Genomic DNA, 14,860 nt, shown 5'->3' on the forward strand with positions numbered 1-14,860 from the left:
TCACTTTACTTTTTTAAGAAGTCTGGACGTATCAGTAAATTTATTGATTGTAATTTTTGGATTTTCATATAAGTAAACCGTACTGGTTCCTGAAGCTTCTATGGTGATGTTTTCTAATACTTCAAGATAGGCATCACTATTAATTTCACAGATCACATTACAGGTGTTTATTGTAAAGTTTCTACCATCAAACCGGGCATTGTTGTCTAGATCTAAAGTACTGGTATCACTGGAGCCTTCAATAGTCATTGTGGCACGCTGAAAAATAGTAGCTGAGAATTGAGAGGCGTTTATAAGTGCTTCCAGTTTACTGCTTCCACTCAAGGTAGTAGTACAGTTTTTGCTGGTTAAATTGAGCTTTATCCTGGATTTATCATTGCCTTCAAGACTAAAATGATCAGATTTAATGGTTAATCCCACTTTAGAAGCTCCACTGGCTTTTAAGCTAAATACTTTAGGATCCATGGTAGTAAGAGATAATATTTCAGAATTATCTGTAGCTTCAATTCGCTCTAGAAACCGGTCATATTTCACTTTTATATTTAGTCTTTTCTTAGAGGTTATTCTGGCAGTTTTATTAAAGGTGAGTACACTGTCAATAACCTCAAATTTAATAAAATCATGGAGGTTTTCATCTGTTTCTATTTCAACTGAAGGCGTGCTGTTAAAAATGATTTCGATGTTAAAATCTTCATCAAGGGCTATAGTATTAAAAGAAGGAATTTGAGTTTCTACTATAGTGACATTTCTGTTACCTTTTATTTTTTCAAGGTTTTGAGAAAAACCCAAAAAACAGGTAAACAAAAGGCATGTAATAAGGGAAAATACGCTTTTCATTCTTATAATGGTGAATTAATTAATATTACAAACATATATAAAAAAAGCCATTTCAAATTGGTAAAAACTTGAAACGACTTAATTTTCAGTTGGTTGTTGTTTGTTGTATGCCAGGTTTATTTTTGCTTTATGCTTCCTGAAGGGCTATCATTTTTTTCTACTTTTTCAGGATTTCCATAATATTTAATGTCTCCACCACTACTAGCACTCGCCGTCAATTCCTTTGAAGTATTAACAGTAATATCTGCACCACTGCTAGCTTTAACCTGGCTGGATTCGGCCATTAGGTCAGCAGCTTTAATATCACTACCACTTGTAGCTTGCGCAATTAATTTAGAGGTCTCTCCAGATAATCTTAAATCACTCCCACTGGTTGATTTACAATTTAAAGATGTTGTGTTTACGGCAAGCCTCATATCACTTCCGCTGGTGGATTTCAAATCCAAATGATCAGCTGTAATAGTATTTGTTGAATAAACATCACTGCCACTCGTAGAAATGATACTTGAAATATCTTTAAAGTTTACCATTATCTTTTTTGATGAAGCGTGTCCAATATTTTCTTTTGTGTGAATTTTTAAAACACCGTCTTGAACCTCAGTTAGGATAAGTTCATGTAAGTTTTCGTCAGCTTCCACTGTAATGCTTTCATCATTGCTTTGAGTTAAATAAACATCTAAGCCTTCGGTAGCTTTAATTGTAGAAAAGGGTTGATTAATAGATCTTTCTTCTATAACCACTTTACCATTTCCTTTTACTCCGGGGTTTAGGTTGATGTCAAAATTGCAGGAAAAAAGCGTTAAGCTTAATATGGATGCTACAATGATTTTAATTAATGTTGTCATGATTGTTTGTTTTTTGATGATTTATTGGTGATTCAAATATCTGCTTAATAGTTAATATTTTATAATACAAATATCTGAGTTGTTATTTTTTAATGATGAATTGTTAGTTTTCTGATTTTATTTCAATACCCTCCGAATTGATATTAACCTTTACGTCTTCAGATTCTGCTTTAACGCCTTTACCATCTATCTTTAAATGACCTTCATCAGATTGTATTTCCAGACCGTTATCATCAACCTTTAATTTAGGCGTATTAACTTCTATTTTAAAGTCGTCTTCCGGGCAGTCTAAACATTCTGAATCATCATCCAAAATTTTTAAATAATGATTGGTATCCTTACTGGAAATAATATTACCGCTGTATCTTTTATAGTATAAAAAGTTTTTGGTACTGTTGTTAAAATAAACAATTGTATTTTCCGGAATATAAAGAATGATATCTACTTCCTGATCACTATATTTATTCTCAGGGTTGGTATTGAAGTATGAGTCTAACTGTAATACGTTGTTCTTAATTTCATAATTGTAATTAATGTTTTTGGCACGTTCTAAAGCTTTATCATAATTTCTTCCATCGGCACTTTTTTCAATAGATACTGTGGCAATAGAGTCTGTAGTAGATTTAACTATAATATCAATATTTGAAGAATAGATCATTTTATTGCCATTGTCATCATTGGCTAATTTAAAGTTGTTATATCTATAAAAACTTCTGTTAAACTTGTCGTGATTAACCATTTTAATAGTTAAGGTATCCTTAGCCATGATGGGTAGCTCAGTTTTTTCAATATGACTTTCTTCAAAAGCATGTTCACTAGCTTGTCTTATACCAACAACAACAAGTGCTATTATTGACATTAACCAAAGGCCCAATAATGTGAATTTTGCAATATTACCAATAGACTTTAGATTATTTATTAAGATTTTTAATCCTAAATAGAACAAGAAAAAGAAAGGAATCCCAACGGCGAAAAATACTAAAAGAGATACCAGCCATAGCGGTGTATTACCGGTATTGGCAATTTCAATCATATCTAAACCGGGGATGTGAATAATATCTGCAACTCCTAAAGAAAATAAACCAATTATTAATCCAATTAAAGTTGATGCGCCAATAATAATAAGCAGAACCCCAATGAACTTTGCAAATACTTTGAAGAAAAACATAAATACGTCTCCAATAGCATCAAAAAATGTTCTGGATGATGATTTTATGGAATTGGTCTGTTTTTTTACATCTACTTTTTTTGCGGCATTAGAAACAGAATCTGTTACATTTTTAGCGGCATTTCCAACAGAATCTGTTACATTTTTTGCTACATCAGAAACGCTATCAAAACCGTCTTTTATTTTTTTTTCAATGTTACTAATGTTGACCGGTTCTCCGGTCATCATTATTTTTTCGGCGGTAGTTTTAGCCTCAGGAACTAAAACCCAAAGTAAGATATATAATAAGATACCAGTTCCGGCACCAAATATTAGAAGAATCCAAGCTAATCGAACCCAAATAGCATCAATACCAAAATAATGAGCCAACCCGGAAGACACACCTCCTATGTATGAGTTGTCAGTATCTCTAAATAACTTTCTTGACGTTGATGATTTGCCACTTTTATAAGATTGTTGTGGCTCATCTTCAAAAATTTCGTCATCTACCAAATAATCTTCTGGTTGCCCCATGATAGAGATAACCTCATCTACTTCTTTGATTCGTATAACCTGTTTGTCATTTTCTACACGTTCGTTAAAAAGTTCGGCTATACGTGCTTCAATATCTGCTATAATTTCAGATCGACCCTGTGAGTCTGTAAATGAACGTTTTATAGCCTCAAGATAGCGTTGTAATTTTAGATATGCATCTTCATCTATGTGAAAAAATATACCTGCTAAATTTATGTTGACTGTTTTATTCATTTTTTTGTTGTTTTTTGGCTTGTTACTATGTTAACTGCATTTTGTAATTCATCCCAAGTGGTATTCAATTCTTTTAGAAATAATTTACCTGTTTCGGTTAAACCGTAATATTTTCTTGGAGGGCCAGAGGTAGATTCTTCCCATCTGTAGTTTAAAAGACCTGCATTTTTTAGTCGGGTGAGTAGCGGGTAAATGGTGCCTTCTACCACCAGCAACTTGGCATCTTTCAAGGTGCCTAGGATTTCTGCTACATATGCATCATTATCTTTTAGAACTGATAATATGCAGAACTCCAGAACGCCCTTACGCATTTGCGCTTTTGTGTTTTCTATTTTCATTTGTTGTTTTAAATTTTTTTAGAAGTCAAATGTAATTCGCATTAAACTCTAGATTAAACTTTGGTTTTTTGAGTTGCTCATTTCATAATGTCATTCATTTAATTTTGTGAAACTGTTCATTTTTTGATTGATTTGATTGATGATATTTTAAAGCTGCTACTTTCAATTATTTAAGAAGCATTTATTTTAAAAAATTAATAGTTAAGGGATAATGATAATATTCCCCGTCTCTTGCTTTTAAACTTGCTATTACAATAAAAACAAGCTCAAGAATAAACCCTATAATAGCCAATACACCTAAACCACCACCTATATAAAGCAGAGGAGAAGGTTTGCCAATATTGATATGGAAATCATGAAAGCCATTAAAGTCTATAAAATCAATGCCACTAAATATTTTAAAAATAAAAAACGGAATTGTCAGTGTGCCTAAAATTATAGCATAAAGCAAAATGCTCATTTGAAAATTAATGGCTTGTTTACCATGAGCATCAATAAATTCAGATTTTTCCTTATTGGCAACCCATAAAATAATGGGGCCGATAAAATTTCCGAATGGAATAATAAACCTACTAAAAGTAGATAAATGAATAAAGGTTGCAATGTTTTTGTGGTGATTGTCAAGCATGATTTTTTGATTGATATTAAAACATATAATAGTTTCTTATGCAAATATATGTCTAAAAACAGGTATTATGTTACGCATAGTACTTAATATTAACAAAATTTTAACATTTTAAGATGACTTTTATTTTTATAACTTAGTAGAAATTTAATAGATCTTCGTATGAAACTTACTCCCGGAAAACTAAATAGTTTTATCATATTTAAACTGCCATCTGCTTATTTATGTGGTGTAAGAACAAAGTTTTTAGATGAAGAACAATGTATTGTAACCGTAAGACATAGATGGATAAACCAAAATCCGTTTAAGTCAATGTTTTGGGCAGTTCAGGGTATGGCAGCAGAGTTTTCAACCGGTGCATTGATGATGGCTAAGGTACAAGCATCTGGTAAACGTATATCTATGCTGGTGACTTCTAACCAAGCAAGATTCACTAAAAAAGCTACAGGGAGAATTACTTTTACATGTAAAGATGGAAATAAAGTAGATACTATTTTAAAAAAGGCCATTGACACTGGAGAAGGGCAAACCCTTACAATGCAATCTATAGGTGTAAATGAAGAAGGTGTTGAGGTTTCTGCTTTTAGTTTTGAATGGAGTATTAAAGTTAAAAATTAACTCAGGTTTTTTTGTAACAAAACGTTGTAAGCATTAACAAATAGATAGTTAACCAAATAAACAATTAAAAATGACAGCACACGAGATTGACTATACTATCTATGGAGAAGAAATGCAATATGTGGAGGTAGAACTTGACCCTCAAGAAGGTGTAGTGGCCGAAACAGGAAGTTTTATGATGATGGAAGAAGGTATAAAAATGGAAACTATTTTTGGAGATGGTTCAAAAAATGACTCTGGGTTCTTAGGAAAGATATTAGGTGCCGGGAAGCGTATTCTTACTGGAGAAAGCATGTTTATGACCGTTTATTATAATACCTTGTCGGGTAAGCGCCGTGTGTCTTTTGCTTCACCTTATCCCGGTAAGATCATTCCTATTGACTTAACTAGGTACGGAGGTAAGTTTATTTGTCAAAAAGATGCTTTTCTTTGTGCAGCAAAGGGAGTTAGTATAGGTATTGAATTTTCTAAAAGATTGGGTAGAGGATTTTTTGGTGGAGAAGGTTTTATTATGCAGAAGTTAGAAGGAGATGGTATGGCATTTGTACATGCGGGAGGTACCATGGCAATGAAAGAATTGCAGGCCGGAGAAGTTCTTAGAGTAGATACAGGATGTATTATTGGTTTTGATCATACCGTAGATTATGATATTGAATTTGTTGGGGGTATTAAAAATAGCATTTTTGGAGGCGAAGGTTTATTTTTTGCTAAACTTCGTGGCCCTGGAACAGTGTATATACAATCTTTGCCATTTAGTAGATTAGCGGGTCGTGTATGGGCTGCAGCACCTCAGGGAGGTGGTAAAAATAAGGGAGAAGGAAGTATACTTGGCGGTTTAGGAGATTTACTGGACGGAGATAACAGGTTTTGATATGTTAAATTTGCTATAATTTTAATAAACAATACAATTTTTTATTAAATTTAGGTGTTATTTTAAAAAAGAGCCTATTAAACAAATCTACCTTTTATTTTTAACCTAAAAACCTTAACATAAAACTATGGCAAGAGCAATGCTAGAGTATACCAAAACTGTGCTTAATAAAGTAAGTTTTGATACCACCTTGTTTTGCAAAGAAGTACAAAAGGCCTTACAACGTTTATTGCCTTATGAGATTGAAGAGCTTAAAATTTTTATTCATTCTCTAGTACAGCAAAACCCTGATTTAAATCAATGTTTAATTTATTTAAAACAATAAAGAAAGCGACCAGAAAGGTCGCTTTTTAGTTTATATTATTTAGGTAAAGGGCTAATTATTTTTACATTTTGAAAAGCAATGGCTCCTCTTATAATACCAGAAATCACATCTTGAAGCGCTTCTATAATTTGCATTTTTAATTCGCTTTTATGATAAATAAGACTTACTTCTCTTGCAGGTGAAGGTTCTTTGAAGTAATGTAGGTTTTCCTTCTCCTTATCGTTAATATCTAATGTGTGTAAATAGGGAAGCAAAGTCATACCTAATCCTTCATTGGATAGTTTTATTAGCGTTTCTATACTCCCGCTTTCCAACTGGAATTTGTCATCGGAATGATCTTTTAAAGCTTTACACAGGTTAATAACACCATCTCTAAAGCAATGCCCGTCTTCAAGAAGTAACATATCATTTATATTCAAATCTGAAACCTCAATTTTTTTATTGGTATGCAGCCTGTGGCTTTTTGGGATGTAACTTACAAACGGCTCAAAATAAAGTACACGCTCTTTTATGTTTTCATCTTCAAGCGGGGTTGCAGCAATAGCAGCATCTAAATGCCCATCTTTAATTCTGGCAATAATTTCTTCAGTGGTTAATTCTTCTATTTTAAGCTTTACCTTAGGATGTTTCTTGATAAAGCTTTTTAGAAACATAGGTAGTAAAGTTGGCATAATTGTAGGGATAATACCTAGTTTAAACTCACCGCCTATGAATCCTTTTTGTTGGTCTACAATATCCTGGATTCTATAGGATTCATTTACAATATTCCTAGCTTGGGTTACAATCTTTTTACCTATATCTGTAAGCTCTATAGGTTTTTTACTTCTATCAAAAATCTGAACATCCAACTGATCTTCAAGTTTTTGTATTTGCATACTTAAAGTAGGCTGTGTTACAAAACATTTTTCGGCTGCTTTAGTGAAATTTTGATGCTCAGCAACTGCTAAAACATAATATAATTGTGTAATGGTCATTAGTTATCAATTTAGGTTATAAAAATATAAAAACAATCAATAAAATTTATAGAATTAACAGTTAATTATAAATTAAATTTGTTGTAAGAAAAATATAAAAGAATGACATTAAATAGTATTGGATTAGATATTGTAAAAACTAAGGATTTAGCAAAAGATTTAAATCATCTGTTAGCCAATTTTCAAATTTATTATCAAAATTTGAGAGGTATTCATTGGAACATTAAAGGTAAGGCTTTCTTTGATTTACATACAAAGTTTGAAGAGCTTTACACAGATGCTAATGTTAAAGTTGATGAAATAGCTGAGCGTATTTTAACATTGGGAGAAGTGCCTCTGCATACATTTAACGACTACTCTGAAAATGCGCAAGTACCAGTAGGTAAAGATGTATCGCAGGATGATAAAGCCGTTAGATTAATTGTAGATTCATTGACGGAATTATTAAAAATTGAAAGACAAATCTTGGATAAATCTGGAGATGCTAATGATGAAGGAACTAATTCAATGATGAGTGATTTTATTACAGAACAAGAAAAAACGGTATGGATGATGAAAGCTTGGTTAAGTGAATCCGTCTAATATAAAAATTTAGTTTAGTAGAAATTAGTTAGTTTAGAAAAGGAGCTTATAATAATTATAAGCTCCTTTTTTTATTTATTAAGGTTTATAATAAACCTCTGGATTTAATTTCTAAATATTTATTAATGGTATCTATTGTGAGGCTTTCAGGAGTTGTTAAGATGGAATAAATACCATATTTTTTTAATTCATTTACAATAAGTCGTTTTTCAAACTCAAATTTTTCAGCAATTACTTTGTCATAGACTTGTTGAATGGTTTTTGTGCTATTGGATATAAGGCTGTTTAATTCAGTATTTTTAAAAAAAATAACAACTAAAAGATGATTTTTTGAAATAGCTTTTAAATAGGGAAGCTGCCTTTCTAATCCATCAAGCGTTTCAAAATTGGTATATAATAGTAATAGGCTACGTTGGGTAATATGTGTTTTTATATTGCTATATAATCTACTAAAATCACTTTCATAAAAATCTGTCTTTATATTATATAAAGATTCTAAAATAAGTTGCATTTGAGAACTTCTTCTTTCGGCTACAATCATGTTTTCTACCCGTTTTGAAAACGAGAGCATCCCGGCTTTATCATGTTTTTTTAAAACAATATTACTAATAACCAATGCAGCGTTAATAGCATAATCTAACAGACTTAACTCTTCAAAGGGCATTTTCATAACACGGCCTTTGTCTATAATGGAGTAGACCGATTGTGATTTTTCATCCTGAAATTGATTCACCATCAATTGGTTTTTCTTTGCAGTAGCTTTCCAGTTTATAGTTCTTAAATCATCACCCAAAACATAATCTTTAATTTGTTCAAACTCCATGGAATGCCCAAGTCGCCTTACTTTTTTGAGTCCGTATTCAAAAGAATTTTTATTAATATTTAAAAGCTCAAATTTTTTCAATTGCTTAAAACTTGGATAAGTGGGAACCATAACACCATCATTAAAGGTGAAACGCTTGCTAACAATATTTAAAATAGATGATGCATAAACATTTAAACCACCAAAGTAATACTCACCCCGTTTGGTTGGTTTTAGATCATATTGAACAGTCTTTGACTGACCAGGTGTAATAGTACTTTTAATTTTAAAGTCCCTTATCTGAAATTGTTCAGGTACCTCATCAATAATTTCCAAATGAATAGAAATAGGGTAGTTATTGATAATGTTAAGGGTAATTTTATTTTTATCACCATTGGAAAATTTATCGGGTAATATCCTGATAGCTTCTATTTTATTTTTACCAATAAAAACAATAAGACAATCCAGAGCAAATAACAATAATAGAACCAGTAGGGAAAGTTGGGCAATATTAAATAATATAGGAATGAAATAACTTAAAGCAAACAAAACAACAATGCCTATTCCAGCAAAGAAAAAACGTGGTTGTATGTAGAATGGCTTTAATAGTCTCATATCATAGTTAAAAGTGTTTAGCGTTTTGTTTAGAATGATAAAACTTCCAATAATTAATAATTATCTGGGGATTTCAACGGTTTCAATGATTTGAGTTATAATCTGTTTACTACTAACACCTTCCATTTCACGTTCAGGTGTTACGATAACCCTATGATGTAAAACAGGAACAGCAGCACGTTTTATATCCTCTGGCGTTACAAAATCTCTTCCATTCATAGCCGCAAATGCCTTACTGGCTTTTAAAATGGCAATAGAAGCTCTTGGTGAAGCCCCTAAATATAAAAACTGATTATTTCTTGTTGCAACTATTAGTTGTGCTATATATTTAATTAAATGTTCTTCAACAATGATTTGTGATACTAAATTTTGATATTTAGAAATTTGAGAAGCTGTTAAAAAAGGTGTTATTTCATTGGTTTTTGTTTTCTCCTTTAATTGATGTTCTCTGGAAATGATTTCTATTTCTTCATCAAGGTCCGGATAGTTTACATCAATTTTAAATAAGAATCTATCCAGTTGGGCTTCCGGTAATCTATAAGTACCTTCTTGCTCTACTGGATTTTGTGTTGCCAAAACCATAAAAGGCGTTTCTAAAATAAACTTATTCCCATCTATAGTTATTTGTTGCTCCTCCATAACTTCAAATAAGGCTGCTTGTGTTTTTGCAGGAGCTCTGTTAATCTCATCAATGAGAATCATATTAGAAAAAATAGGGCCTTTTTTGAACTCAAATTCAGAATCTTTTAAATTGAAAACAGATGTTCCCAGAATATCACTGGGCATTAAATCCGGTGTGAATTGAATTCTACTAAAGTCTACATTTAATGACTTAGCTAATAGTTTAGCCGTAATAGTTTTTGCAACTCCCGGAACGCCCTCTATAAGAGCGTGTCCTTTAGCTAAAAGAGAAGCAATTAGCATGTCTACCATATGCTTTTGACCAACAATCACTTTTCCTATTTCAGTTTTGATTCTTTGAACACTTTGTTGTAATTCAGATAAATCGAGTCTGTTTTGAAATTGTAATGCATCATTATTGTCTGCAAGACCATTTTCACTTGACTTATTATCGTGTTCTAATTTAGGCTGTAATTCCTGATGATCTTGGGTTTCTTTATTCTCGTCCATAGTTATTTTGAATAAAATGCTTCAATATGTCTGTTTAGTTTTATTAAGTTATCTTCAAAAAACTCATTTTTGCTTTTTAGCCAATTAATATAATCAACTAATTTTTTTACGTCTTCATGTTTTTTACCGGCTTTTGAAGACAGTTTTTTTATAAAATCTTCATTTAAAACCGTGGTGTCTAAATTAAAATTAGTTCTTATTTTTTCCAGGAAATATGTGATTTTCTTATCGATTAAATTTTTATGATCCTGAGTTTCAAGATATAGATTGGATATTGTTTTTACAAAAGCAACAGTAGTATTTTGCAAAGGTTTAATGGTCTTTATAATGCGTTGTCTTCGTTTAGCATTAAATATCATGAAAAGAATACCGAAAATGATGGCTGTATACCATGCCCATCTGAATGATAATTGTTCTAAGAACCAGCTTAAGTTGGAATTTTTTTCAACACTTTCATCATAACCTGCCTGTATTTTGGTATAGGAATCAAAGTAGATGTCGTTTTCAGGCAAATATGATAATACACCTTCAACATATGTATACCTGTTGTCTTTCAGTATATTATAATTTGTAAAAGCTTTGGGCTCAGAGTGGAGAAGAATTCGACCTTTTCCCCAAGGTATTTTAATATAATTAACGTGTTTATAGTCTATTTTAGAATGCCCCAGAACTTCATGATTTATGGAGTCAAATCTGGAAAAATAATTGTCTCCCACATTTCTATCAATAACAATATCTTTTACATTAATGTGAGTGAGCGACTGATAAGATATGCTATCTTTTTCATTTGCAATATAGCCTATGTCAATATCTAGGGTATCATTGATTTTTTGCGGGTAGTTATAATCAGAAATAAACAGCGTGTTTCCGGAATTGACAAAATTTAGAAGTTCATCTATTGAGTCATTTTCCAGATAGTTAGAATTGCCAATAATTATAAAACTGCCTTGCGCAATATGATCTGCTATACTATCAGTAGAATGAGCTTGTAAATAACTGGCAGGCTGGTGATAGACCGTTTTTATAGTTTGGTCTTTAAATAGAATGGGGAGCTCTTTATAAAGCACACTTACCCCATAAGGTTTATTACTTTTTTCATTAAAAGATTCCTCCCAGTCTACCGTTTTTGTGTTTTTTATGCCAATAGCAATGGCTGCGCTAACAATCAATCCAGTTAAAATGATTAAAACAGGTATGGTCTTTTTCATGGTTTTACCTGTTTTAAAAGTGAGACAAAATTATGCTTAGCTATCCGGTATTTATCTTTATTTAAAGGGAATTTACCATACCAAATATAGTTGTATAAGTAGGAGGTATATGCAAACTCATTATTGAAGACCTTATCATTATCATTTATTTCGTTCAAATATTCGCTGTTTGTTTTGTCGTCCTCAAATTTTATATAATTATTTAAACTTAATGTTTTTAAAACCAGCAAATAATAATACCTAATGGCAAGTCTGTAATCATTATTATTTTCTGCATTTTTAATCAAACGTTGAATGTCGACATTTTCAATATTTTCAGCAGTAATATCCGTATAGGTATTGATGTTTCTGTTTTTATTTGAAGCAAACAAACCATTGCTACCTTCGTTTAGCAATATATAAACTAAATAAATTACTGCTAGAATAATAGCTAAATAGAATAGCCAGCTTAAAGGCCCTAGGTTTATTGAAAAATCTTGGTTGTTATTTTGTTCTTTAACTTTAGTTTTACCGTTTTTATAATCTTCATAGTTGCCAGACCCTGAGGGAGTTTCAGTAACAATACTTATGCCTTCGTAATTATATGTGTTGCTGCGGTATCTGGATTTAAAGCCTTCCTCAAAAGCTCTTATTTTATCGGGTTTTTGAGAGTAGGAAATGCTATATGTACTTTGATAAACACAAAGTACCATAAATAGTATACAGGTCATATGTAATGTGATACCCCTCAAATAGTTGTAGTGTTAAAAATTGGAGTTTGAGTAATTTTTTTTTGAACTCTAAAAGGGTAAATTAAGTAGTAATAGCTTATAAAGCTTAGTGTTATTAAAATAATACCTACAGATAACCAATGTGGCATAATGTTAGAATAGCGGGTAATAAAACCTTCTAAAAAACCAGCTGCAAATGTAAAGGGAAAGGTGCTTATCAATATTTTAATTCCTGTTTTTGCTCCTATTTTAAAAGAGGTATACCTTGAGTGGGTTGCCGGAAACAAAATACTGGCTCCTAAAATTAAACCGGCAGCAGCTTCAATAATAATAGCAAAAATTTCCATGGCCCCGTGTATCCAAATGCCTCTTACACTTTCCCATAAAACTCCTTTTTCGTAAAAAAAATATTGAAAAGAGCCTATCACAATGCAATTGTTGAACATAATATAAAGTGTGCCTATTCCTAAAAAAACACCAAGAACAAAAGCAATAATACCAACCTTCAAATTGTTGATAGTAATGCCTATAAAACTTCCCCAGTTACTCCCATTTTTGTAAACAGCAACAGGATTGCCGGCTTCTATATTTTCAATAGACATATTTACATAATCATCACCTAAGACCGAACGAACAAATTCCCCATCATTGGCAGCAGAAATAGCGCCAATAAAAGTAAAAGCAAAAAAGATAATAAATGCTATATATATAAACGTTTTGTATTGGTAACAGATTAATGGGACCTCTGTTTTCCAGAAACTGATAATTCTGTTAGTATCTTCACGCTTAGTTTTATAAATTTTCTGAAAAGCCTTAGCCGCTAATTGGTTGAGGTAAACTATGATTTTGCTCTTTGGGTAATAGGTTTGGGCGTATGCCAAATCATTAACAAGGTGTATGTACTGCGATGCGAGTTCATCCGGATTTTCAAAATCATTGTCAAAAACAGCTTTTTCAAAACTTAGCCATTTTTCTTTATTTTGTTTGATGAATGCAACTTCCCTCATATATTTGATAAATTAAAATATAATATGTCAGAGTTACAAATTAACACCACTCAAAATGTAAAAATATCGTTTAACGCCTCTGGTGCGGGAGAACGTTTATTGGCATTTATTATTGATATAAGCATTAAAATTGGATATATGCTGGTTTTAAATTGGACTTTTGGAGCTTTTGATAATATGGATCAATGGTCTCAAATTGCTATAAACACAGTGTTAAGTTTTCCTGTAATATTTTATACATTAACCTTAGAGTCTTTTTTACAGGGACAAACTATTGGTAAACGCCTTATGAAAATACGTGTTGTTAAAATAGATGGTTATCAGGCATCCTTTTCAGATTATGTAATACGTTGGTTTTTTAGAGTTGTAGATATCTATATTTTTGGGTTAGGCTTTTTTGTAATGCTCTTTAATAAAAAAACACAGCGTATCGGTGACATGGCAGCCGGAACTGCTGTAATTGGTTTAAAAGACACTGTTAATATTAACCATACTATTTTAGAAAATTTAAAAGAAGGCTATAAACCAACTTATCCTAATGTTATTAAGTTGTCTGATAATGATGCCAGAATAATAAAAGAAACTTTTAACTCTGCTAGAATATCAAAAGATGATAAAACTTTAATTAAGTTAAGAGACAAAATTATTGAAGTGGTGGGGATTAAAAATGTGAAGCAAAGTACAGATATAGAGTTTATTGATGTAATATTGAAAGACTACAATTTTTATACTCAGAATATGTAATTTGCAATACTAATCTTTATTTAGTAAGATCATACTATAAACTAATTAATTGATAGTTAGATTAAATTTTAAGACATAAATTATGTTTTACATTGTAGATATTTTAGGAACCATTGCATTTGCCATTTCCGGTGTTTTGGTGGCTATTAATAAAAGGATGGACTTTTTTGGTATTCTTATTATAGCCTTTGTAACCTCGGTAGGAGGGGGGACGTTACGCGATTTGTTAATTGGTGATACACCGGTAAGTTGGATGAAAGATATGACATATACCTATGTTATTTTTATCTCAGCCGTATTTGCTATTATTTTTAGAAGTAAAATTAATTATTTAAGAACATCGTTATTTTTATTTGATACTATAGGTATTGGATTATATACTTTGGTTGGTATTGAAAAAGGTGTAAATGCGGGCTTGCATCCCATAATTTGTATTGCATTGGGAACAATGACCGCGAGTTTTGGAGGTGTTATTCGTGATATTTTATGTAATGAAATCCCCGTTATTTTTAGAAAGGAAATATATGCAACGGCATGTATTTTAGGGGGAATAACCTATTTTGTGTTGAGTGAGTTTCCTTTAAAAAATAATATAGTTTTTATAATTGCAGGAATCGTGGTTATTATAACAAGGTTATTAGCAGTAAAGTTTAAAATAGCATTACCCAATATTTATACAGATAAAGGAAAGCAAAAGATATGATGTTATTCCC

Annotated in this window: 17 protein-coding genes; 6 read left to right on the forward strand and 11 right to left on the reverse strand. The window is 31.5% G+C overall.

All coding sequences use genetic code 11. From position 1 onward, the window contains the following. The 5 genes from VOI54_RS14660 to VOI54_RS14680 form a co-directional block, all read right to left on the reverse strand. Positions 1-837 carry a GIN domain-containing protein gene (locus VOI54_RS14660; protein WP_326283680.1) on the reverse strand — a complete coding sequence of 279 codons (837 nt, stop codon included), beginning with the start codon at positions 835-837 and terminating at the stop codon, positions 1-3. A gap of 116 nt (positions 838-953) precedes the next feature. Continuing rightward, positions 954-1,682 (reverse strand): head GIN domain-containing protein, encoded by a 729-nt coding sequence (locus VOI54_RS14665; protein ID WP_326283682.1) that lies wholly within the window; start codon positions 1,680-1,682, stop codon positions 954-956. Between the two features lie 103 nt (positions 1,683-1,785). Next, on the reverse strand, positions 1,786-3,597 hold the full coding sequence (locus VOI54_RS14670; RefSeq protein ID WP_326283684.1) for a PspC domain-containing protein: 1,812 nt from the start codon (positions 3,595-3,597) through the stop codon (positions 1,786-1,788). Beyond that, positions 3,594-3,935 carry a PadR family transcriptional regulator gene (locus tag VOI54_RS14675; protein WP_326283686.1) on the reverse strand — a complete coding sequence of 114 codons (342 nt, stop codon included), beginning with the start codon at positions 3,933-3,935 and terminating at the stop codon, positions 3,594-3,596. Before VOI54_RS14675 ends, VOI54_RS14670 begins: the two co-directional genes overlap by 4 nt. A 181-nt stretch (positions 3,936-4,116) precedes the next feature. Then, positions 4,117-4,563 (reverse strand): DUF4870 domain-containing protein, encoded by a 447-nt coding sequence (locus tag VOI54_RS14680; protein ID WP_326283688.1) that lies wholly within the window; start codon positions 4,561-4,563, stop codon positions 4,117-4,119. 159 nt (positions 4,564-4,722) lie between these two features. On the opposite strand from VOI54_RS14680, the gene VOI54_RS14685 reads away from it, so the two are divergent. The 3 genes from VOI54_RS14685 to VOI54_RS14695 all read left to right on the forward strand — a co-directional run bounded on the left by VOI54_RS14685 (position 4,723) and on the right by VOI54_RS14695 (position 6,374). Next, the gene (locus VOI54_RS14685; RefSeq protein WP_326283690.1) at positions 4,723-5,178 is read left to right on the forward strand and encodes a DUF4442 domain-containing protein; all 456 of its coding nucleotides are present in this window, start codon (positions 4,723-4,725) and stop codon (positions 5,176-5,178) included. A 70-nt stretch (positions 5,179-5,248) separates the two neighbouring features. Next, the gene (locus VOI54_RS14690) at positions 5,249-6,049 is read left to right on the forward strand and encodes a TIGR00266 family protein (protein ID WP_326283693.1); all 801 of its coding nucleotides are present in this window, start codon (positions 5,249-5,251) and stop codon (positions 6,047-6,049) included. Positions 6,050-6,176: 127 nt separating this feature from the next. Further along, positions 6,177-6,374: a hypothetical protein gene (locus tag VOI54_RS14695; protein WP_326283695.1), complete on the forward strand. Its 198-nt coding sequence runs from the start codon at positions 6,177-6,179 to the stop codon at positions 6,372-6,374. 35 nt (positions 6,375-6,409) lie between these two features. Here VOI54_RS14695 and VOI54_RS14700 read toward each other — a convergent pair whose 3' ends face one another. Next, the gene (locus VOI54_RS14700) at positions 6,410-7,348 is read right to left on the reverse strand and encodes a LysR substrate-binding domain-containing protein (protein WP_326283696.1); all 939 of its coding nucleotides are present in this window, start codon (positions 7,346-7,348) and stop codon (positions 6,410-6,412) included. Between the two features lie 102 nt (positions 7,349-7,450). Between VOI54_RS14700 and VOI54_RS14705 the strand changes: the two genes are divergently transcribed. After that, on the forward strand, positions 7,451-7,930 hold the full coding sequence (locus tag VOI54_RS14705; RefSeq protein WP_326283698.1) for a Dps family protein: 480 nt from the start codon (positions 7,451-7,453) through the stop codon (positions 7,928-7,930). Between the two features lie 85 nt (positions 7,931-8,015). Here the strand turns inward: VOI54_RS14705 and VOI54_RS14710 are convergent, their stop codons facing one another. From VOI54_RS14710 to VOI54_RS14730, 5 genes are read right to left on the reverse strand one after another with little or no spacing between them, the layout of a single operon-like run. Beyond that, positions 8,016-9,347, reverse strand: a complete 1,332-nt coding sequence (locus VOI54_RS14710) for a DUF58 domain-containing protein (RefSeq protein ID WP_326283700.1) — start codon at positions 9,345-9,347, stop codon at positions 8,016-8,018. Between the two features lie 60 nt (positions 9,348-9,407). Continuing rightward, on the reverse strand, positions 9,408-10,478 hold the full coding sequence (locus VOI54_RS14715; RefSeq protein ID WP_326283702.1) for an AAA family ATPase: 1,071 nt from the start codon (positions 10,476-10,478) through the stop codon (positions 9,408-9,410). A gap of 2 nt (positions 10,479-10,480) precedes the next feature. Further along, positions 10,481-11,686, reverse strand: a complete 1,206-nt coding sequence (locus VOI54_RS14720) for a DUF4350 domain-containing protein (RefSeq protein WP_326283704.1) — start codon at positions 11,684-11,686, stop codon at positions 10,481-10,483. Continuing rightward, positions 11,683-12,396: a hypothetical protein gene (locus VOI54_RS14725; protein WP_326283706.1), complete on the reverse strand. Its 714-nt coding sequence runs from the start codon at positions 12,394-12,396 to the stop codon at positions 11,683-11,685. Before VOI54_RS14725 ends, VOI54_RS14720 begins: the two co-directional genes overlap by 4 nt. A gap of 17 nt (positions 12,397-12,413) precedes the next feature. Beyond that, positions 12,414-13,403 (reverse strand): stage II sporulation protein M, encoded by a 990-nt coding sequence (locus VOI54_RS14730; protein WP_326283708.1) that lies wholly within the window; start codon positions 13,401-13,403, stop codon positions 12,414-12,416. Positions 13,404-13,427: 24 nt separating this feature from the next. Here VOI54_RS14730 and VOI54_RS14735 point away from each other — a divergent pair, with 24 nt between their 5' ends. Next, positions 13,428-14,147, forward strand: a complete 720-nt coding sequence (locus VOI54_RS14735; protein WP_326283710.1) for an RDD family protein — start codon at positions 13,428-13,430, stop codon at positions 14,145-14,147. 82 nt (positions 14,148-14,229) lie between these two features. Then, positions 14,230-14,850: a trimeric intracellular cation channel family protein gene (locus VOI54_RS14740; protein ID WP_326283712.1), complete on the forward strand. Its 621-nt coding sequence runs from the start codon at positions 14,230-14,232 to the stop codon at positions 14,848-14,850. Positions 14,851-14,860 lie beyond the last annotated feature (10 nt).

Source organism: Alterotamlana spongicola (genome assembly GCF_035818475.1).
Taxonomy (GTDB): Bacteria; Bacteroidota; Bacteroidia; order Flavobacteriales; family Flavobacteriaceae; genus Cognatitamlana.

Bases quoted from the DNA above. Each gene is read 5' to 3' on its own strand.
- VOI54_RS14730 (WP_326283708.1), bottom strand. From the start codon at position 13,403: ATGAGGGAAGTTGCATTCATCAAACAAAATAAAGAAAAATGGCTAAGT.
- VOI54_RS14660 (WP_326283680.1), bottom strand. From the start codon at position 837: ATGAAAAGCGTATTTTCCCTTATTACATGCCTTTTGTTTACCTGTTTT.
- VOI54_RS14735 (WP_326283710.1), top strand. From the start codon at position 13,428: ATGTCAGAGTTACAAATTAACACCACTCAAAATGTAAAAATATCGTTT.
- VOI54_RS14715 (WP_326283702.1), bottom strand. From the start codon at position 10,478: ATGGACGAGAATAAAGAAACCCAAGATCATCAGGAATTACAGCCTAAA.
- VOI54_RS14690 (WP_326283693.1), top strand. From the start codon at position 5,249: ATGACAGCACACGAGATTGACTATACTATCTATGGAGAAGAAATGCAA.
- VOI54_RS14675 (WP_326283686.1), bottom strand. From the start codon at position 3,935: ATGAAAATAGAAAACACAAAAGCGCAAATGCGTAAGGGCGTTCTGGAG.
- VOI54_RS14665 (WP_326283682.1), bottom strand. From the start codon at position 1,682: ATGACAACATTAATTAAAATCATTGTAGCATCCATATTAAGCTTAACG.
- VOI54_RS14705 (WP_326283698.1), top strand. From the start codon at position 7,451: ATGACATTAAATAGTATTGGATTAGATATTGTAAAAACTAAGGATTTA.
- VOI54_RS14700 (WP_326283696.1), bottom strand. From the start codon at position 7,348: ATGACCATTACACAATTATATTATGTTTTAGCAGTTGCTGAGCATCAA.
- VOI54_RS14740 (WP_326283712.1), top strand. From the start codon at position 14,230: ATGTTTTACATTGTAGATATTTTAGGAACCATTGCATTTGCCATTTCC.
- VOI54_RS14685 (WP_326283690.1), top strand. From the start codon at position 4,723: ATGAAACTTACTCCCGGAAAACTAAATAGTTTTATCATATTTAAACTG.
- VOI54_RS14720 (WP_326283704.1), bottom strand. From the start codon at position 11,686: ATGAAAAAGACCATACCTGTTTTAATCATTTTAACTGGATTGATTGTT.
- VOI54_RS14725 (WP_326283706.1), bottom strand. From the start codon at position 12,396: ATGACCTGTATACTATTTATGGTACTTTGTGTTTATCAAAGTACATAT.
- VOI54_RS14670 (WP_326283684.1), bottom strand. From the start codon at position 3,597: ATGAATAAAACAGTCAACATAAATTTAGCAGGTATATTTTTTCACATA.
- VOI54_RS14710 (WP_326283700.1), bottom strand. From the start codon at position 9,347: ATGAGACTATTAAAGCCATTCTACATACAACCACGTTTTTTCTTTGCT.
- VOI54_RS14695 (WP_326283695.1), top strand. From the start codon at position 6,177: ATGGCAAGAGCAATGCTAGAGTATACCAAAACTGTGCTTAATAAAGTA.
- VOI54_RS14680 (WP_326283688.1), bottom strand. From the start codon at position 4,563: ATGCTTGACAATCACCACAAAAACATTGCAACCTTTATTCATTTATCT.